Here is a 19562-nt window from a genome sequence, read left to right as displayed (position 1 = left end):
GGGTGGGGTCCCGATATGGCCAAAGTCCTTCGCTTACACAACAACGGCTCCCAGCAGGTGCAGGGCTGGCAGAAAACCGCCCCCGTCACCAGCACCGAAATCAACACCGTGACGGACCCCGCAGGGGGCAAGTCGCGCAACCTGGCCGTGAGCATCCCGACGCCGTTTGCGCGGATGCACCTGTTTGAAACGGCTTTTGATTTTCTGGCCCGGGAGGGGCAGCGCAACCCCGGCTCTGTGTACCACGAGCTGACCACGCACTTCTGGGATTTGCTGGAGCTGCTCTACAACTACCACCTCTATACCCAGGCCGGCCGCAAAATCACGCTGCGCCGCTGGAATGCCGAGGCCGAAATCCGCCGGATGCGGCAGGACGAGGGCACGCGCCTGCTGGGCGAAACCCTGCAGCTGTACATGCAGGACGAGCGGTTCCGCGACTTCTCCGACATGTACCTGGTGTACTATGAGTCGCCGGAGCTGGCGGGCGGCACGCGCCTGCTGGGCGGCACCTCGCCGCTGACCATCCTGTTCACCGGCCCCGCCGTGAAGCCCCTGGACCTGGAGCGGCCCCAGGCCCGCGGCCACTACTTCGACCAGCAGACCGTGCTGCTCGAAGATCGGGACCCGCAGTTCCGGGAGTTCGTGTACGAGCTCTTTCTGGCCTATCCGCAGCTGCAGCGCCGCGAGTTTGCCGGCAGCGTGTACGCCGGCCTCGACCGCTCGAAAATCAACCAGCTCCAGATGCAGGGCGACCGGAGCGCCCAGCAGTTTGCGGCCCGCTACCCGGCCCTGGCCGACGTGCAGGGCAACCTGGTGAGCGTGAAAGGCGTGCCCCTGCCCGGCCGCGCCGATCAGTCGGCCGTGACCAGCTCCGACCTGTTCATCCAGCCCACCCGCGAATCGACGACGGGCCGGCCGCGCCCCCTGGTGCTGCGCCCGAACCTGACGATGCCCGGCGCCAACTACCTCAACGGCCAGCCCTGGGACGACCGCACGCCGGTGCCCTACTACGATGAAGTGGCGCTGGAAAGCCGCGTGCTGCCTGGCAAAGGCTTCAAGTATCCCTACCTCACGGTGGGCGACCTGCTGGAAGACTCCTTGGTGGAGCTGCCCTACGAGCTGAACACCCAGCGCTTCCACACTGGCAAAGTCACGTTCCAGTACGGCGCCGATGGCCAGGGCCGGGCGCGGTTTCCGTACCTGCTGCCGCTGAAACAGGCGTTTTTCGAGTATTTCACCGAAAACGAGCTGGCCGAGCTGCTCACCTTCACCATCGACCTGAGCCACGTGCGCGTACAGCTGCGGGTGCCGGTGCAGGCGGGCCGCTTTATCACGTTTGAGCGCAGCTACTACCACAATCCGCAGAACCCCAAGGACGCTCAGGGCCGCGAGATTCTGGAGAAGGGCCGCATTGTGAAAGCCGCCGTGGGCGTGGGCGTGTTCCCGTTCTATAAGGTGCGCTACCAGCCCGAGTACAATGACCTCTACAAAGTGATGCTGGTGGATGCCGACAACGCGCCCACCATGCTCAACCGCCGCTACGACCTCACGTTCTTCGTGAATGGGGAGCGAATTACGGAGCAGGGGGCCGCCCGCCGCGCCACCCGTTATGAGCGCACCCAGAAGAGTATGGCTACTGCCGGCAGCACCTACTATGAAGTCACTGGCACCCACTTCGACCTTGCGGAGTTGACCTGCCCGCCTGCCACCATCGGCGCGGAGCCGGCCCGGGGCCTGCTGGTGCCGCGCTGGCGCGAGCTGGACCGCGGCACCCGCCGCTTCACGTTTGCCGTGGACTTTGGCACCACCAACACCCACATTGCCTACGCCGATTCGCCCACCGCGCACCCGCGCCCGCTCACCATCGGCGAGGCCGATGTGCAGGTGGAGTGGCTGCACGCGCCAGTCGCCGATCAGGGCCTTTCGGCCGCCCAGCGCTACCGCACGGGCGCCGGCCAGATCTGGGACAACATTGCCACGCTGCAGAACCGGGAGTTTGTGCCTTCGTTCGTGGGCGAAGGCGGCTCGGTGTATGAGTTTCCGATTCGGACGGCGGTTTGCGAAACCACGTCGTTTGCCAACGAGCCGGCCAAGGTGCTCAGCAACATCAACATCGGCTTCAGCATCAACACCGAAAACACGGCCGAGCTGCCCCAGAACCGGTTCGTGACCAACCTGAAATGGTCGGCTGAGCTGGACCCACAGGGCGTGTCGCGCATCGAGGCGTTTTTCCGGGAAATTCTGCTGCTGCTGCGCCACAAGGCGGCTCTGCACGGCGGCATTTTGGAAGATACCCGCGTGGTGTGGTTTGCGCCGCTGAGCTTCGACGGGTTTTTGCGCAACCAGTTCCAGCAGGTCTGGGACGAGTCGTTCCAGCAGGTGTTCAAGACGCGCCGCGCTACTATCTGCCTCACCGAGTCGGTGGCCCCGTACTACTACCTCACCGCCACCAACCAGGTAGTGCCCAACCGCGACGAAAACGTGGTGAACATCGACATCGGCGGCGGCACCACCGACTTGCTGCTCTTCGCCGACCAGAAACCGGCCTACAGCACCTCGTTCCGCTTCGCCGGTGACGACCTGTGGGGTGATGGCTACGCCCGCGTGCAGGGTGCGCCCAAGCAGAATGGCCTGCTGCGCCTCGGCGTGGGCCACGTGGAAAGCCTGCCTGACTCCGAGCAAAATCAGGAGTACAAAGGCTACCTGCGCGCCGCCCTCAGCAACACCGATTTCGGCTCCGCCGACGTGACCAGCCTGCTGTTCAAGTACGATGATGCCCTGCGCTTCACCCAGGCCCTGGGCCTCGGCAAGGGCCGGCAGCTGCGGGTGCTGTTTTACCTGCACTACACCAGCATCATTTACCACACGGCCCAGCTCACCAAGCACCTCGGCCTGAAAACGCCGCGCTACCTCTGCTTCTCGGGCAAAGGCAGCCTCTACCTGCGTCTGCTGGCCGGCGGTAGTTCCTTGGTGGCCATTGAGAAGATTACGAAAGCCATCTTCCAGGCCGTGACGGGCGTGGAGCCGCCGCACAACTTCCGCGTCATCCTGGCCGACAACCCCAAGGAAGCCACCACTAACGGCGGCGTGCTCTTCGAGGAAAAAACCACCACCGACTACGACAACATCAAGCCCGTGAAGTACAGCGGCGCCGTAGAAGGCACCGAGCTCAACCAGCAGCGCCTGAAACTAAACCAGGTAGATGCCGAACTGAAAAACACGGTGCTGGAAAACGTGCGGCAGTATTTGACGCTCGTGCTTGAAGGCGACGACGTAGCCCCTTACCTGCGCGAAGTAGGCGTGGACGTGGACCGTCAGCGCGTAAAAGACATCCTGCTCCGCGAAATCGAGGACAGCCTGAGCCTGGGTCTGCACCAGTTCCAGCGCCAGCTCTCCTCCGACGAAACCTTGCCGGAAACCCTGTTTTTCCTGCCGCTGAAACAGGCGCTGTACAACCTGAGCCGCGAACTGCAGGCGTAACACTACTGGCGCGGTGGCCCAGGGTTGAAATCCTGGGCTAGGCAGCGGCTATGCTTCTGAAAAGATTAGCAGTAAAGTGTCTGGTCTTATGCAAAATGACAAGCTAACGGAGTTCATTTTCGCGAACCAGCTTTCATCCGTCATGAACCGGACGAAATGGAAGGAACTGGCGCAGGAAATGACTTCTCATCCAGAGTTCAATCCGGAGGTACGCATCAAGTATTTGGATGATCCGGTGGCTGGGAGTAGCTTTTGTCACCTTGACTGGGAATGGGTCAAACTCGGGGATGCACGAATAATAGAGTGGATAGAAATTGATTCGACCCGCCGAACCTATGTAGGGCAGTTGATAGATAAGTCCACTTCTGATTTTAGCTCGTGGGTTCGACAGGCTTTGTGCAAACACTCCATTCCATTTGACGAGGCAGAAGGAATCTTCAGAATAAATGGCTACTTGAAACCGAATAGTTGACAACGGCTGCTCCCGCTTATCCTTCCGCTGACTAGCCCAGGGTTTCAACCCTGGGAACCAGGTCCGTTCCTTTCTACCCAAACACCCTATGACCTTTTCCCGCCGCGTTGCTTCTTTGCTTACCGGCCTGCTGCTGCTCGCGGCGGGCGGCCATGCCCAAACGCCCCTCGGCCAGCCCACGCTGGAGGAGCGCAAAGTGCAGATCTGGTGCGCCACGGCTAAGTTCGTGTACGAAGACACGGGCCACCCGGAGCTGAAAAGCCAGCTGAAGTGCGGCGGCCCGCTCAAGGACTTTGCCGGTAGCATCAAAACGGACGAGCAGCGCGTGTACTCGGCGCTGTACCAGCCGCTGGAAGTAAAGGGCGTGATGTACAACGGCCTGGGCTCCGATAACTCCCGCCTGCAGACGCTGGTGCGCGAAATCATCAACCGGCTGCGCACCTCGCCCGCCCGCAAGGGCAATGCCGCCCGGCTGGCCGGCGTAACGAAGCTGGAAACAGCCCTGAAAAACTACCTCGACCAGGGCACGCCCATCGGTGACCTGCCCGCGGCCGAAGCCGCCGCCGAAACCGAAACCGTCGATACCACCGCCACCACCGACGAGGCTACGGCCGCAGCCCCCGGCGACGCTGGTCTGGACGAGGCCGGCGTGGCTACCCCCACACCAGCCGCCGCATCCGGGGCCGGGGAAAGCCTGATTAACAAGTTTTTTGGCCCTCTGGCCCTGATTCTGGCGCTGTTGAGCTTGGTGCTGTACGCGCTGATGCGCAAGAGCCTCGGAGAGTTTCAGAAGGAGCTGAGCGCCCGCATCGACAAACGCCGCGACGAAATTCTGGCTCTGCAAACAACGCCCGGCAGCAGCGGCAAGCCTGCCGAGCGGTTCTCGCCGGCCCAGCTGCGCGAGCTGGAACAATTGATTCAGCAGCGCGTGGAGCAGGAGCTGCAGAAGCGCCAAGCCGCGCCGAAAGCCAACGTAGCTGCTGCCGCTCCCGCCGCCCCGGCTCCAGCTCCAGTTCCACAGCCCGTAACGCCTACTCCAGCCCCGGTAGTACCACCCATACCGGCTGCAGCGCCCGCGCCGGCTCCGGTGCCGCCCACGGTTGCCCCGGCTGCCCCGGTGAGCAGCCCCGCCGCCCCGCACGAGGAGTTCGACAGCCTGATACCGCCCGTGCAGCTGCCAACTGCGCCCGCCGCTGCCCCGGCCGTATCCGCCGCCGACCTGCCCCGCACGCGCTACGTGAAGGTGCCCGTAAACGGCGTGTTCAATGAGTACGACTTCTCCGACGAGCCCCAGCACGACAGCATCTACGAGATTCACCTGGACCCGCAGTGGCCCGAGCTGGCCACGTTCAGCGTGACGCAGAACCCTGCCGTGCACGCCTACGCCATCCAGAGCGCGCAGTATTCCCTGCGTGAAGCCTGCAAATACCAGCAGCCCGCCGGCCCGGTCACGCGCATCGTGACGGAGGAGGAAGGCGTGCTGCGCAAAGCCGCCGGCGCCTGGCAGATCGAGCAGAAAGCCGCCATCCGGTTTGAGTAGACACCGTCTGTCATCCTGAGCTTGCGAAGGACCTTTTTACGTTTGAACGAACCTCGTAATAGTGGCTTGTTCTGACGTGATAAGGTCCTTCCTTCGTCAGGATGACAGCGTGGGAATGCCGTACTTTACAGTTCTATGCTTGAAATCATTCTCGAAGTTCTGGTGGTGACCGTGGTGGTGGGGCTGCAGATTCGCACGTTTCTGCGGACGCGGGCCAATGCCCGGCGACTGGCCGTGCTGTATCCGCCCAAGGAAAGCCTGCGCGTGGAGCACCGCATTGTGCTGCCCGACGGCCGCGACCTGCCCGAGTACGCCGCCGACGCCCCGCCCGAGTCCTTCGCCTCCAACCTCATCAAGGCCGACAACGCCTCGCCTGAGTTCCAGGAAATCCTGCTGGATACCAACGATTACCTGCGCCACAACAAGGGCGCAGCGGCCGATTTTGGGATTCTGAAGGACATTTCGGAGCGGCAGAGCGAGGTGCTGGATAATGCAGTGCAGGCCGAGGTGGCCACGCCCCTCTACCTGGGGCTGCTGGGCACGTTTCTGGGCGTGATTCTGGGCCTCGTGGGCATTGCCCGCAACGGCGTGTCCGATGAAAACGCGCTGACGCCCTTCCTCACCGGCGTGCTCATTGCCATGACCGGCTCCTTCGTGGGGCTGCTGCTCACGCTGCTCGGCAACGGCGTGCTGCGTCAGGCCCGCCACCAGCTCGACCGGCTCCAGAACCAGTACTACACCTTCCTGCAGGCCCGCCTGCTGCCGGTGCTGCACGCCGATATGGCCAGCTCGCTCACCAACCTAAAGTCGGTGCTCGATGCCTTCAACCAGCAGTTTGTGGGCCAGGTGGAGCTGTTCAACCCGCTCATGGAGAAGGTGACGCAGAACATCCGGGTGCAGAGCGACTTCCTCGAGCGCCTCGATACCATCGGCTACGACAAGATGGCGGCGGCCAACATCCTGGTGTTTGAGAAGGTGCGCGAGTCGGCGGAAATGTTCAGCGCCTTTACCGGCTACCAGCAGCGCCTCAACGAGATGCTGCAGAGCGGCTACCACTCCGCCGAGGCCGTGAACAGCATCCTGGACCGGCTGCGGGGCTTCGAGAAGGGCATCAACGACCTGGGCCAGTACATCGGCGGCAACAACAACTCGGTGCAGCTGATGCTGGATTTCTTCCAGAAGCACCAGGTGGAGCTGCGCAACCTCAAGGACCGCGCCGAGCAGCACATCGACCAGGCCGGCGTGGGCCTCGCCGACGTGATGAACAAGCGCCTGGCCTACAACGAGCGGCAGGCCCAGCTGGCCTACGAGAAGTGGCAGCAGTATTTCGAGCAGCTCAACGCCGACAACGTCTTCGAGAAGCTGCTGAAACAGCTGGAGCCTTTCCAGAACCTCAACGTGCAGCAAGCCGACCTCAGCCGTGACGTCACGGCCACCCAGCGCGAGCTGCTGCGCAAAGTGGAAGTCGATTCCCAGATTCAGGCCAAGCTGCTCGCGGAGCTGTCCAACCTGAACACCGTGCTGGTGAAAGCCACCTCCAAGAACCGTTTCCAGCGGTTTATGGATAAGCTGTTTGGGGGCGTGAAGCCGCAGTAGCTACAATAGCTTTTCGAACTTCTCTTCCACGTTAGCCAACACTTCACAGTCGCAATGACCACCATGCGTTGCCAGCCATGTAGAGGTTTCAGAAACTGGCAAGTTGCGAGACTTCAAGAAAAGCTGCGTAAGTCGGAGTGTATCATCGCACTCTTCTTCGCCTAATTGCTCATCTAAATAATCGAATAGCTCTTTGAGATGCGCGAGTGAAACAGGCGTAGAAGCAAGTAGCTCCTGCTGTTGCTTTTGCCTGACACCTGCTAATAAGGCTTTCCGCTTCTGCTTTTCGTCTTTGCTGCTCATTGCCAAATAATCAGTTGGCAAGATACATTCCCTCATGAACAACACCACCTCCAACAAACGCCAAAGCAACGACTTCTTCTGGCCCAGCTACGTGGACCTGATGACGTCCTTGTTTGTGGTGATGCTGGTGCTGTTCGTGTATAGCTTCAAGCTATTTAAGGACCGGGAAGGGGAGCTGAAGCAGGCCAACGGCGAGCTGAAAGCCAAGGCCATCGAGCTGGAGCAGATTACCCGCATCCGGGAGTCGCTGCGGCGGCTGGAGGGGCGCTACTTCCGCTACGACCCCCAGAACGAGCGGTACGAGCTGAAGCTGAACGTGCAGTTCAAAGCCGGCCGCGACGAAATCCAGGACAGCTACAAGCCGGCGCTGCTGCAGGCCGGCCAGCTGCTGCGGGAGCGGCTGCGCAGCCTCAGTGCCACCAACCAGGGCCAGAACGTGCGCTACCTGGTGATTGTGGAAGGTATGGCCGCTCGCTACCCCCAGGGCGACCCGCGCAACCAGCGCGAGGAGCAGGCCACCTACCAGCTCAGCTACCGTCGGGCCCTCAACCTGCTCAACCTCTGGAAGCAGAACAACCTCAACTTCAGCCAGGACCGCAGCCTAGAGCTCATCATCGGCGGCAGCGGCTTCTACGGTACCGGCCGCTACACCGGCCGCCGCGAAGGCGACAACAAACGCTTCCTGATTCAGGTAATTCCAAAGGTGGGGCGGATGTAGTAGGTGAAAGGAGACGACTACTTAAAAAGGCCGTCATGCTGAGCTTGTCGAAGCATCTCTACCGTTAGTAACTCACTCGTTACAACGAAGCGGGAGAGATGCTTCGACAAGCTCAGCATGACGGCCTTTCCTGTACCTAGGTAGATCTGTAAAAAACGCAGCTACGCTACTTGCAGCCGCTGGTGCTTCTTCCTGGATTTGTGGCGGCGCCCCCACCACACAATGGTGCCGGTGACAGGCAGGCTGGCGCAAATTAAACTCACCAGAAAGGCCACGAGCTTGCCGCCGAAGCCCAGAATCTGACCCACGTGCAGGTCGTAGTTCATGTCTGAGAGTTTGGTGCCGGCGCTTTTGGTAGCGTGGAAGCGGGACTCCAGCAACTGGCCCGAAACGGGGTGGAAAGCGTATTCGTCGCGGTGGTAGTAGTGTAGGGCCTTCTTGTAAGTCCAGCAAAAGGCGGGGGCTTTGCCCGCGCCGGTTGGGCCGATGAGCACCATTTCGTGAGTGGGGGAGAGGCGACGGGCCTGGCGGTACACGATATCGGGGAGGGGCTGAGTGGCGGCCGTGGCGGATTGCAGCGTGTCGAGCTTAGTTTTCATGATTTCCTGGGGTGCCGGCTGGCCGCCATCCACCGCCAGCACCAGCGGCTCCAGCAGCCACGGATACAGCATAAACAGCCCCGACAGCGCCAGCACCAGCCCGATGCTGGCCGCGTAGAAGCCCAGCACGTTGTGCAAATCGTAGTTGACGCGCCGCCAGCGGGCTCCCCACTTGATGGTGAAGCGCTGCTTGCGCTCCTGTTTGCGCTTAGGCCACCACAGCACTAGCCCCGTGAGCATCATCACCACAAAAATGCTGACGCCGCCCCCTACCACCCACTTGGCTACCGGCTCGGGTAGCAGCAGGTGCATATGAATTTCCTGTACGATGGTGAAGAAGTGCGTGCGCAGATCCTGCTCGTGCAGCACCTGGCCGGTGTGAGGGTTCAGGTATACCTGAATTTGCGCGCCGGCCTTGTCAATGAAAAACACCGTGGCTGAGCGCTCCGGCCCGAAATAAGTAGTCCAGCAGTCCTCAGCCTTTACGCCGGGGTGCGTGGCCAATGCGGCAGTTTGCAGCTGCGAGGGCAACACGTAAGCCGACTGTTGTACCTCCACTTTCCGCCACGGCTCCGTCAGGTCCCGGATGTCATCCTGAAACACGAAGATGGCCCCGGTCAAACTCACTACAAACACCACCAGCCCCGAGGCCAGCCCCAGCCAGAGGTGCAGTTTGCCAACGGTTTTTTTAAACGTGCTCATAGGAGGCGAAAGGTGGAAAAACGGCTCTGTCATCCTGAGCTGGCGAAGGACCTGACCACGCTGGAACGAGTTGTTACAAGAACCGTTCAAGCGTGGTCAGGTCCTTCGCCAGCTCAGGATGACAGCCGGTAAAGACTAAAACTTATACGCTACACTACCCACGATGCTGCGCAGCTTCTGGGGGTTCATGGTGGTGTAGCCGGTCCAGTACTGCTTGTCCGTCAGGTTATCCACTTTGGCCGCAATGCGGTACTTGGGCTGGTCGTAGAATACCGAAGCGTTCAGTACCGTGTAGCTGGGCAGGGTAAACACGTTGTTCACGGCGTTCTGCACCTTGTTGTCGCTTACATAGTTGCCGCCAAAACCAGCGCCCAGACCCTTCAGCGCACCTTCCGGCTGGCGGTAGCTCACCCAGGCGTTGGCCAAGTAGGGCGAGGAAGCAGTGTTAGGCCGGCGGCCGTTCACTTCTTCCGGCGAATCCTCAAACTGCGAGTCGTTGTAGGCAAAGCCCCCGATTACGTTCAGGCCGCGCACCGGGTTGGCCACAACATTGACTTCCAGGCCTTTGCTGCGCTGGGTGGCATCTTGGGCATTGATGGCCTCAAATGTGGTGGGCGCGTAGCCCAGTAGCCGCAGCCGGTCCTGCACCCGGATGTCGTAGTAGCTCACCGTGGCGCTGAGGCGGCCCTCGGCGGCGTCCAGCTTCACCCCGCCTTCCCACTGGTTGGCGCGCTCGGGCCGGGCCAATGATCGGCTGCCGTCGGCTGCCAGATAGAGGCCCAGGTTGTTGAAGCTGTTCTGGTAGTTGGCAAACACGCTCACCCGGTCTTTCACCGGCTGATACACCACGCCAAACTTTGGCGACCAGGTCGTTTGCTTGTAGGCCTGCACTGGGGAGTAAAACAGCCCCCCTTTGTTATCGACGTGGTCGACGCGCAAAGCGGCCAGCACGCTCAGCTGCTCTGTCAGGTTCAGCACATCCGAAATGAAGGCGCTGTACGTGTTTGATTTGGTGGTGACCAGGTAGCGGCCCCCGCCACCCGCGGCGTACACGGCATTCATATTGGTGCCGTTAAACTGATCCAGCACGGGCCGCGGCGAGGCCAGTGCCACCGTGTCGAAGTTGCCACCCAAAAAGTTCACGTCGGAGTTGACGCGCAGAAAATCCAGGCCCAGCACCACGCGGTTGCGCATATTGCCCACCTGGAAGTCACCGTTGAACAGCTGCTGCGCTTCCCACAGCTGCCGCTGGCTGTTGTCCGTCGATTGGTCGGCGCGCACCAGATAGTTGGCGGCTTCGGGCAGGTCGGGGCGGCGGCGGCGGAAGCCCGGAGTAGATGGCGTCAGGTAGAAGTAGGCCGAGTTGCCATCCGAGTAGCTGTTGCTGCTGGTCAGGTAGGTGGTTGTAGTGAAGCCCGGAGCAATTTTGTACTGCACCTGCCCAAACAGGTTGGTGCTGCGCGAATCCTGAATCAGGCCCGGCCCCTGGTACGACTGGCGGTAGTCAAACGGCGACTTGTCGGCCCGGTCAAAGCCCAGCACATTCGGCGCGAAGTAGAGGAAAATGAACTGCTTGCCCGTGCCCCGGCCCTTATAGATTTCAGCGTCTAGGTTTACCGTCAGCCGGTTGGAGGGGCGCCACTGCAGGCTGGGGGCCACCGCGAAGTTCTTGTTGAAGCCCGTGTAGCCCTTGCTCTGGAAGTTGTCCTCGTAGGTGTAGGCCGTGTTCAGGCGGATGCCCAGGGTTTTAGGCTGGTCGGCGGGCGTGTTCTGGTCCACCAGGTTCACGTCGGCACTCACGCGGTGGAAGCCATAGGAGCCGGCCGCCACGTTCACTTCGCCCCCAAAAGTTTCCAGCGGCTTTTTGGTTACGCGGTTGAGCAGGCCGCCATAAGAAGTTAGGGCCGACCCGAACAGCGTGGCCGAAGGACCTTTAATAACTTCCAGCTTCTCTAGGTTTACCGCGTCAATGTCGCCGGTTACATTGCCGGCCACGCCGTTGCGCAGCTGGCTTTGGGTCACGAAGCCCCGCGCGGCGTAGAAAGCGCCCCCGTCGCCGCCGCGGCCGGTGGCATCCCACATTTTCTGCAGGCCCGGCGCGTTGCGCGTGGCGTCGTCCACGCTGAACACCAACTGCTCGGTCAGCAACTCCTTGCCCACGGTAGCGTACACCTGCGGGTTTTCGAGGTTGCTGAGGGGCATCTTGTTTACATCCACACTGTTCGGACGGTTGAACTTGTTGGTGCGGTTGCCGCTGATAACCACCTCTTTCAGCTGCTGGGCATTCTCCGCCAAAGCAAAATCCACGCTGGCACTCTGGCCCGCCACCACCTCCAGCGTCTTCTCCGCCGACTTCAGGCCCACCGCCGATACCACCAGCGTATACTGTCCCGGCCGCACCCGGTCCAACACAAAGTCGCCCTGGCTGTTGGTGATAGTGCCTTGAGTGCTGCCTTTCAGGCCCACTGTCACGGCCTCTGCAGGGCTGCCGTCGGAAGTGGTGACGCGGCCCCGGATGGTAGTAGTTTGCTGAGCCTGAGTGGTAAGCGAATACCCCAGCAGGGTAGTGGCTAAGCCCAGAAGACGAAATGAATGCATGGTGCTTGTTTAGAACGAGTATAAGTACTGGCAAAGGAACGGCAGAAAATTTATTTAGACAAATTCTTAATAAAATAAAAACCTGCTGACTGACGCGGGTTTGTGCGCTGCTAAATGCAAACCCGTACACAAAGAATCCGGGCGCAAGGCCGCATCTGCAAAATCCGTGTTCTATCTTCGGCACCTCCCTACACCAGTCCCATCCATGCGAAACCTTACAATTCCTGTTCTGGCCTTGGCGGCGCTGGCTTCGTGCCGGACATCTGGGCCGGGCGTTTCCGGCTCGTCGGCTTCTGCGTCAGCAGCGGGCGGCGCTGCCACTTCAGTTGCTCCTGTGCAATACCCCGTAACCAAGAAAGTCGACCATAAAGACGACTATTTCGGCACCTCTGTAGCCGACCCTTACCGCTGGCTCGAAGACCTCGACTCGCCGGATACCAAAGCCTGGGTGACGGCCGAAAACAAGGTTACCTTCGGCTACCTGGAGCAGATTCCGTACCGCGACAAAATCCGGGAGCGGCTCACCAAGCTCTGGAACTACGAGAAATTCGGGGTTCCGCAGCAGGAAGGCAACCAACTCTATTTCAGCAAAAACGATGGCCTGCAAAACCAGGCGGTGCTCTACACCCAGCAGGATGGCCAGGAAGGCCAGCCGGATTTGCTGCTCGACCCCAACAAGTTTTCGGCCGACGGCACCACGGCGCTGGCTGGCACCTTCTTCTCGGCCGACCACCGCTACATGGCTTACGCCACCAGCGGCGGCGGCTCCGACTGGCAGAAAATGAAGGTGCTGGATTTGAAAACCCGCAAGCCGCTCGATGATGAGCTGAATTGGGTGAAGGTGTCGGGCGCGGCCTGGTACAAGGATGGCTTCTTTTATAGCCGCTACGACGCGCCGAAGAAGGGCGAAAACCAGCTTTCCGGCAAAAACGAATTCCATAAGGTGTACTACCACCAGCTCGGCAAGCCCCAGAGCGCCGACAAGCTGGTGTACGAAGACCCCAAAATGGCCCTCGGTTTCCGGACCGTGGGCACCACCGAGGACGAGCGGTTTCTGGTGCTTTACCTCACCGACGGCAAGGCCGATGGCAACCGCCTGCTGGTGCGCGACCTCACCGACCCCAAGCAAGCCAACAGCTTCACGACCATTATCAGCAGCTACGAGCACAACAACTCGGTGGTGGGCAATGTGGGCGGGCAGCTGCTGGTGCAAACCAATTACAAAGCTCCGCGCTACCGGGTAGTGCTCATCGACCCGAAAAAGCCGCAGGAAGCTAATTGGAAAGAGGTATTGCCCCAGACCGAGCAGAAGCTGGAAGGCGTAGACCATGTGGGCGGCTACCTGGTGGCCTCGTACCTGAAAGATGCCAGCAGTAATATTAAAGTATACACGGAGAAGGGCGAGTTCAAGCACGATGTGGCGCTGCCGGCCATCGGCACGGCCAGCGGCTTTGGTGGCAAGCGCGACTCGAAGTCGGTGTATTACGCCTTTACTTCGTTCACGTACCCGACCACTATCTACAAATACGACCTCGCCACCAACACCAGCACCGTGTTCCGGGCCCCAACGGTGGACGTGAAACCCGAGGACTACACCACCACGCAGGTGTTCTATGCCAGCAAGGACGGCACCAAGATTCCGATGTTCATCACCCACAAAAAAGGCGTGAAGCTCGACGGACAGAACCCGACTTACCTGTATGCCTACGGCGGCTTCAACATTTCGCTCACGCCAAGCTTCTCGGTAGCGCGCATGCTGTGGCTGGAAAACGGCGGCATTCTGGCTATTCCAAACCTGCGCGGCGGCGGCGAGTATGGCGAAGCCTGGCACCAGGCCGGCATGACGCCCAACAAGCAAAACGTGTTCGACGACTTCATTGCGGCCGCTGAATACCTGAAAGTGCAGGGCTACACCAGCACCGAGAAGCTGGCTATGGCTGGCGGCTCCAATGGTGGCCTGCTGGTGGGCGCCACCATGACGCAGCGCCCCGACCTGTGCGGCGTGGCTTTTCCGGCCGTGGGTGTGATGGACATGTTGCGCTACCAGAAGTTCACTATCGGCTGGAACTGGGCTCCTGAGTACGGCACCAGCGACAACTATGCGCAGTTCCAGAACCTCTACAAGTTCTCGCCGCTGCACACGCTGAAACCGGTGGCGTACCCCGCCACCCTGATTACCACCGCCGACCACGACGACCGGGTGGTGCCCGCACACTCTTTTAAATTTGCGGCGGCGCTGCAGGCCGCTAACACCGGCCCCAAGCCCCAGCTGATTCGCGTGGACGTGAATGCCGGCCATGGCGCCGGCAAAAGCACCAAGCTCCAGATTCAGGAGTGGGCTGACGTCTGGTCGTTTGCCTTCTACAACATGGGCGTAAACCCCTATAAGTAGGGCTCAGGTAATGGGGCCTGGGGCTTGGGTTGCTACGATTGGCTGCCATCAAGCATCAATCAATCATCAACACATCAACAATCAGCACATCAACCCGTATCTTCGCGGCCGCAACGCACGTAATTGCTTCTGACTTTCTGCTTTTTATATGAAAAAAACGCTCCTTTTCGGTCTGTTGGCCGGCTCGCTGATGCTGTCGGCTACTTCCTGCAGCAATCCGGATTATAAAACTGACGAAAATGTGGTTGTGAAGCCACTTGAATACCCAGCTCCGGCCGATACGACCGGCGGCAAAGTGGACCCCGCTAACCGCGAAATCAACGCCCTGAATGCCACCGAGGACATCAAGAAGATGCAGCCCGTAATGTAGCTTCAGAAAGCAATAAAGAGTAAGAAATGAGCAATGGCCTTTGGTTGTTGCTCATTTTTCTTTTCAAAAACCAAGCCTTGGGCCACACTCTCACCCGTACTTTCATCACTCACCAACTATGATTATCCGCCGGGGCCGCGAGGCCGATTTGCCGCAAGTATTAGGTTTGATTCAGGAGCTGGCCGACTATGAGAAAGCACCGCACGAAGTCACGAACACGCTGGCCGACATGCAGCGCGACGGTTTCGGTCCAAACCCCATTTTCCACTTCTTTGTAGCTGTAGCTGTAGCTGTAGCTGTAGCCGAAGCCGAGCAGCCCAACGAGACGATTGTGGGCATTGCGCTGTATTACACGGCGTATTCCACCTGGAAGGGCCGGATGCTGTATCTGGAAGACCTGGTAGTGACGGAAGCTGCCCGCGGCACCGGCCTGGGCCGCCAGCTGTTCGATGCCGTGGTGGCCGAGGCCCGCCGCACCGGCGCCCACCGGTTGCGCTGGCAGGTGCTGGAGTGGAATGAGCCCGCCATCAACTTCTACAGGAAAGTAGGTGCCCACCTCGACCCTGAATGGCACAACGGTACTCTCTCCGCCGAGCAGCTCCAAACCTATACCTGCGACCCCGCAGTAGAAGCGGTAGTGCAACAAGGGCAATAACGCAAAACGGCTGTCATTCCGCTTGGAATGACAGCCGTTTTCAGTGTTAGTTGGGGCCTTTAGCCCAACACTTCCAGCATGGTGCGGAACGAGGCATAGCGGCCCCCAAAATGCTTTTCCACTTCCTGAATAAGGGCCGGCGCAGCTACTTGCTGGTATTGTTCCAACTGCGCCAGGCTCACGCAATAATACTGCGAGGCGTACGTAATGCCGTTGTCTTCTTCATTGAGCAGCCGGCACAGCTGGCTTTTCAGGAAGAAGCCTGTGGCCATCACCTCGGGCATATGGGTTTGCTGCATGTAGTTCACCCACTGCTCTTCAATTTCCGGGTCGAGGCTGGTCGTGACGTTGTAAAGAATCATAAGTAGTAAGGTCTTGGAGGGTGTTCTGCCAGATGCTTCATCAGGCGGCGAAGGCTGCCAGCGGTAGTGTGCAAAAGGAGGAACACAAAAGTCGGTCAAAAAATCCGGGCTCCTGGGTTTTCAAGTGCCCATGCCCGGCAATATCATACGCGCAGGTAGTCGAATTGAAAGTGCTGAATGCGGCTCTGAATGTCTTTGGAGCTGAGCTTTTCGCGAATAGCAGCCTGTGTAAGGTCGGCCAACTCGGCGTCGCCGGCAAAGCGCAGAGCCAGAATCTGGCTGAGCTGCAGCTGGCTTTCCAGGGGGCGTAGGCTCTGGCCCGTCACCTCAAAGTAGCGCTGGCGCATTTCCAGCCGAATCAGGCGGTCCTGCAGCTTCAGGGCGTAGTGCTGGCGCATCATCACCAGTGCGCCCAGGCCCACAATGGCCAAGGCCATAGCCGTAAACCACAGGCGCGAGACTTCAGAGTCCTCACCTGCTACGGCCAAGTAGCGCCGGATGCCATAAATGGCCAGGATGAGTGCGGCTGGTACCAGCACAAAGTGGTGCAGCGGATAGAATTTGGGCGTGTTTTTAGTTGGTTGATTGGTCATAAGAGCGAATGTGGGAAAAGTAAAATCAAGCAAAAGACAAGAAAAAACTCCTGCCCGAGGCAGGAGTTTTTGGGTAGTCGTTCGGCAGCAGGACTACTACATTCCTGATGTTTTCTTGGCCTCACGAGCCTTCCGCTTTTCGTCGCGCATGGCGGTTTTGGCGGCGCTTTCCTGGCGGCGGGCTTCTTTGGAAGCTGCCTGCTGGCGCTTGAGCTCCAGCTTCTGCTCTTTCAGCTGGCGCTTCTGCTCACGCATAGCGTTTTGCTGGTCCCGGACCTGGGCTTTGGTGTTATCGACGCTACCGGCCGTGGCAGCGCTTTCCTGCTTGCGGGCATCCAGTGCCGCTTTAGCCTCGGCGGCGCGCTGCTGCTGCTGCATTTGCAGGCGGATTTGAGTGGAATCGGTGGTTTGGGCCTGCGCGTGCGAAGCCGTTAGGGCGAGGGCCGCAACGGCTAATACAGCAAAAATATTTTTCATAGGAAGGGTTAGAAGTCGGAATGAAATCCGCGCCTTGTACGCGTGCCAGAGCTCAAAGTTGAGGCGTACTACTCTTCCACGTAGTCGAGGTCTTTGCCGAAGCTTTCCGGCAGGGTGCTCACGGCCCAGAAAGCAATCAGCAACGACACCAACCCCAGCACAGCGGCGCTGCCCAACAGCCCCAGCGGCCCCCGCAGTGCCTGAAACAGTGGCACCAGCACAATCACGGAGCCCCGTGCGAAGTTGGGCGCGGTGGTAGCCACGGTGGCGCGCAGGTTGGTGCCAAACTGCTCGGCGGCCACTGTCACGAACAAGGCCCAGAAGCCCACCGAAATGCCCAGCACAAAACAGGCCACGTAGAAAACCGTGGGGGAGGCGCCCCGGATGGCAAAAAGGTACAGCGCCACCATCAGGCCGCAGAACCCCAGAAACAGCTGCAGCGCCCGGTTGCGGCTGCGCAGCACCTGGCTGAGTGTGCCGCTGGCGAAGTCGCCGAATACCAGCCCAAAGTAGCACCAGAACACGCCCAGCCCGGCCGTAACAGGGCCTGTGATACTCAACTCCGCCCCAAATTCGGGAGCCAGCGTAATCAGGATGCCCACTACAAACCACAGCGGCACCCCAATCAGCAGGCACTTGGCGTAGCGCGCCAGCCGCGCCCGGTTGGTGAACAGAGCGAAGAAATTGCCGCGCTCCACGTTGCTTTGTTTGGTTTGCTCGAACATGCCCGACTCGTAGACGCCCACGCGCAGTGCCAGCAAAGCCAGCCCCAGGCCGCCGCCTACGAAGTAAGCGTTGCGCCAGCCCCAGCCAGAGCCTTCTGCTACCCAGTAGGCCAGCATCGCGCCCGATACGCCCACGGTGGCCACAATCATGGTGCCGTAGCCACGCTTTTCCTTGGGCAGGGTTTCTGACACCAGCGTGATGCCCGCGCCTAGCTCCCCGGCCAGCCCTATGCCGGCAATCAGGCGCAACCAGGCATACTGCTCGATGGTTTGCACAAAGCCGTTGGCAATATTGGCCAACGAGTAAATCAGGATGGAGCCGAACAATACCGAAAGGCGTCCTTTCTTATCACCCAGAATGCCCCACAGCACGCCGCCCAGTAGCATGCCGCCCATCTGCATATTGATGAGATAGAGGCCCTGGTTGGTGACGGCCTCCTTGGCCGTGACGCCCAGTTCGTTGAGGCTGGCTACGCGCACAATACTGAACAGAATCAGGTCGTAGATATCCACGAAGTAGCCCAATGCGGCCACCACGACAATGGCGCTCAGCAGGCCGGTGGTTTTGGGAGGAGAAGCAGGGGTAGCGGTGTTCATGCGGGAAAGAGAATTTGGGGCCCGCAGATTACGAAGATTTACTTGCTCTTCAACTCCAGATACTGCCTGCTGCACTGTTTGATGATTCTTTCCGCTTCGTCAAACTCCATCCAGCCTGCATCGTAGGTTCCCGCCGTTGTACCAGTGACCTGAAACCCGAAGGCGTCTGCTTGCAGCATGGCCGCCATGTCCACGGCGCCAACGTCTGGTGTTTCGGAAACAGAGAAGCTCCATTCTTGCCAGCGGGCGTGGAAGTAGAAGGGACGGGCAGCAACCGTGCCCTCGGCCTGCACCGGGCAGTATCCTTCCAGAACCCCTGTCAGTTGAAGGGTTACGTCGGTCAGTGTTCGTGTATATTCTCGTTTCATGTCCTTTACGCCACCTGTTCGTCGCAGCAGCCGTGGGCGCCCATCAGTGGGAATTCGTCTTCCAGCTGCACGGTGCAGTGGCGGATGTTAAACTCATGGAGCAAGTCGTGCTGTAGCTCGCGCAGGAACTGGTTGCCGTTCTGGCCGCCGGGGCGCACCAGATGCACGGTCAGGGCCGTGTCCTGGGTGCTGAGGGGCCAGATGTGCAGGTCGTGGAGGGCCGTGACGCCGGGGCGGGCCAGCAGAAACTGCCGCACTGCTGCCACCTCAATGCCGGCCGGAGCGGCCTGCAAGCCCAGCTGCACGGTTTCGCGCAGTAGCCCCCACGAGCCGAAGCCCACCACCGCCAGAATCACGAAGCTGATGGCCGGGTCGAGCCAGAGCCAGCCAGTGAAATACACCAGCGCTCCGCCCACCACCACGCCCACCGACACCAGCATATCGGTCAGCATGTGCAGGTAAGCGCCGCGCACGTTCACGTCGCCTTTCTGCCCGCGCCGGAACAGCCAGGCCGTGAAGCCATTGATGAGCACGCCCAAGCCGGCCAGCGCCATAACCACCGGCCCATTGACCGAGGCCGGGTGGTGCAGATGGTCGATGGTGTCCCAAAGAATGAAGCCCAGCGCCAGATACAGTAGCGCCGCGTTCAGCAGCGCGGCCTGAATGGTAGCGCCTTTGTAGCCGTAAGTGAACTGCTCAGTGGCTCGGCGCCGGGCCAGCAGTGCCGCGCCCCAGGCCAGGGCCAGACTCAGCACGTCGGAGAGGTTGTGGCCGGCATCGGAAAGCAGCGCCGACGAATTGGCCCAAAGCCCGCCGGCTGCCTCACCCGCCACAAACAGCAGATTGAGAGCAATGCTCCAGCCAAACGCACGGCTGAAGTTGCCGTCGGCAGGCGGGCCGTGGTGGTGAGCGTGGTCGTGGGGCATGGGAGGATTTTGCGCAGTGATTTACCGTAGACGGTAGCGCGAACTTTGTAGTTCGCGTCCCCGCGCCACTCGAACAGTTCCAACGGCGC

General features: G+C 60.3%; 17 protein-coding genes. 8 read left to right on the top strand and 9 right to left on the bottom strand.

Going from position 1 to position 19562, the window contains the following annotated elements; all coding sequences use genetic code 11:
* Nucleotides 1-15: 15 nt before the first annotated feature.
* The 4 genes from H8B14_RS16895 to H8B14_RS16880 all read left to right on the top strand — a co-directional run bounded on the left by H8B14_RS16895 (nt 16) and on the right by H8B14_RS16880 (nt 7088).
* Nucleotides 16-3480 (top strand): acetate and sugar kinases/Hsc70/actin family protein, encoded by a 3465-nt coding sequence (locus H8B14_RS16895; protein ID WP_187316829.1) that lies wholly within the window; start codon nt 16-18, stop codon nt 3478-3480.
* Between the two features lie 88 nt (nt 3481-3568).
* Nucleotides 3569-3952 (top strand): DUF6678 family protein, encoded by a 384-nt coding sequence (locus H8B14_RS16890; protein WP_315984848.1) that lies wholly within the window; start codon nt 3569-3571, stop codon nt 3950-3952.
* A gap of 88 nt (nt 3953-4040) precedes the next feature.
* Complete coding sequence (locus H8B14_RS16885; RefSeq protein WP_187316827.1) at nt 4041-5492, top strand: hypothetical protein; 1452 nt, start codon at nt 4041-4043, stop codon at nt 5490-5492.
* A 135-nt stretch (nt 5493-5627) separates the two neighbouring features.
* Complete coding sequence (locus H8B14_RS16880; RefSeq protein WP_187316826.1) at nt 5628-7088, top strand: hypothetical protein; 1461 nt, start codon at nt 5628-5630, stop codon at nt 7086-7088.
* Here the strand turns inward: H8B14_RS16880 and H8B14_RS16875 are convergent, their stop codons facing one another.
* Entirely contained in the window at nt 7089-7391 is a 303-nt protein-coding gene (locus H8B14_RS16875) for a DUF2695 domain-containing protein (RefSeq protein WP_187316825.1), read from the bottom strand. It abuts the gene before it with no gap.
* A gap of 34 nt (nt 7392-7425) precedes the next feature.
* Here H8B14_RS16875 and H8B14_RS16870 point away from each other — a divergent pair, with 34 nt between their 5' ends.
* Nucleotides 7426-8109 carry a hypothetical protein gene (locus tag H8B14_RS16870; protein WP_187316824.1) on the top strand — a complete coding sequence of 228 codons (684 nt, stop codon included), beginning with the start codon at nt 7426-7428 and terminating at the stop codon, nt 8107-8109.
* A 161-nt stretch (nt 8110-8270) separates the two neighbouring features.
* Here the strand turns inward: H8B14_RS16870 and H8B14_RS16865 are convergent, their stop codons facing one another.
* Nucleotides 8271-9410, bottom strand: a complete 1140-nt coding sequence (locus H8B14_RS16865; RefSeq protein ID WP_187316823.1) for a PepSY-associated TM helix domain-containing protein — start codon at nt 9408-9410, stop codon at nt 8271-8273.
* A 135-nt stretch (nt 9411-9545) separates the two neighbouring features.
* On the bottom strand, nt 9546-12008 hold the full coding sequence (locus H8B14_RS16860; RefSeq protein WP_187316822.1) for a TonB-dependent receptor: 2463 nt from the start codon (nt 12006-12008) through the stop codon (nt 9546-9548).
* 205 nt (nt 12009-12213) lie between these two features.
* On the opposite strand from H8B14_RS16860, the gene H8B14_RS16855 reads away from it, so the two are divergent.
* The 3 genes from H8B14_RS16855 to H8B14_RS16845 all read left to right on the top strand — a co-directional run bounded on the left by H8B14_RS16855 (nt 12214) and on the right by H8B14_RS16845 (nt 15425).
* A complete protein-coding gene (locus H8B14_RS16855) occupies nt 12214-14400 on the top strand; it encodes a prolyl oligopeptidase family serine peptidase (protein WP_187316821.1) in 2187 nt (728 codons plus the stop codon).
* A gap of 148 nt (nt 14401-14548) precedes the next feature.
* Complete coding sequence (locus H8B14_RS16850; protein ID WP_187316820.1) at nt 14549-14770, top strand: hypothetical protein; 222 nt, start codon at nt 14549-14551, stop codon at nt 14768-14770.
* Between the two features lie 118 nt (nt 14771-14888).
* Nucleotides 14889-15425 (top strand): GNAT family N-acetyltransferase, encoded by a 537-nt coding sequence (locus H8B14_RS16845; protein ID WP_187316819.1) that lies wholly within the window; start codon nt 14889-14891, stop codon nt 15423-15425.
* A 59-nt stretch (nt 15426-15484) separates the two neighbouring features.
* On the opposite strand, the gene H8B14_RS16840 is transcribed toward H8B14_RS16845, so the two are convergent.
* The 6 genes from H8B14_RS16840 to H8B14_RS16815 form a co-directional block, all read right to left on the bottom strand.
* Nucleotides 15485-15787, bottom strand: a complete 303-nt coding sequence (locus H8B14_RS16840) for a DUF4286 family protein (protein ID WP_187316818.1) — start codon at nt 15785-15787, stop codon at nt 15485-15487.
* A 143-nt stretch (nt 15788-15930) separates the two neighbouring features.
* A complete protein-coding gene (locus tag H8B14_RS16835; protein WP_187316817.1) occupies nt 15931-16380 on the bottom strand; it encodes a DUF6526 family protein in 450 nt (149 codons plus the stop codon).
* Nucleotides 16381-16476: 96 nt separating this feature from the next.
* Nucleotides 16477-16857: a hypothetical protein gene (locus tag H8B14_RS16830; RefSeq protein ID WP_187316816.1), complete on the bottom strand. Its 381-nt coding sequence runs from the start codon at nt 16855-16857 to the stop codon at nt 16477-16479.
* A 68-nt stretch (nt 16858-16925) separates the two neighbouring features.
* On the bottom strand, nt 16926-18179 hold the full coding sequence (locus H8B14_RS16825) for an MFS transporter (protein ID WP_187316815.1): 1254 nt from the start codon (nt 18177-18179) through the stop codon (nt 16926-16928).
* A gap of 38 nt (nt 18180-18217) precedes the next feature.
* Nucleotides 18218-18547: a hypothetical protein gene (locus H8B14_RS16820; protein WP_187316814.1), complete on the bottom strand. Its 330-nt coding sequence runs from the start codon at nt 18545-18547 to the stop codon at nt 18218-18220.
* 5 nt (nt 18548-18552) lie between these two features.
* Complete coding sequence (locus H8B14_RS16815; RefSeq protein ID WP_187316813.1) at nt 18553-19473, bottom strand: cation diffusion facilitator family transporter; 921 nt, start codon at nt 19471-19473, stop codon at nt 18553-18555.
* Nucleotides 19474-19562 lie beyond the last annotated feature (89 nt).

It is taken from the genome of Hymenobacter puniceus (assembly GCF_014333525.1).
Taxonomy (GTDB): Bacteria; Bacteroidota; Bacteroidia; order Cytophagales; family Hymenobacteraceae; genus Hymenobacter.
The sequence above is the reverse complement of the archived record's forward strand: the minus strand, read 5'-3'. Positions and strand labels throughout refer to the sequence as shown.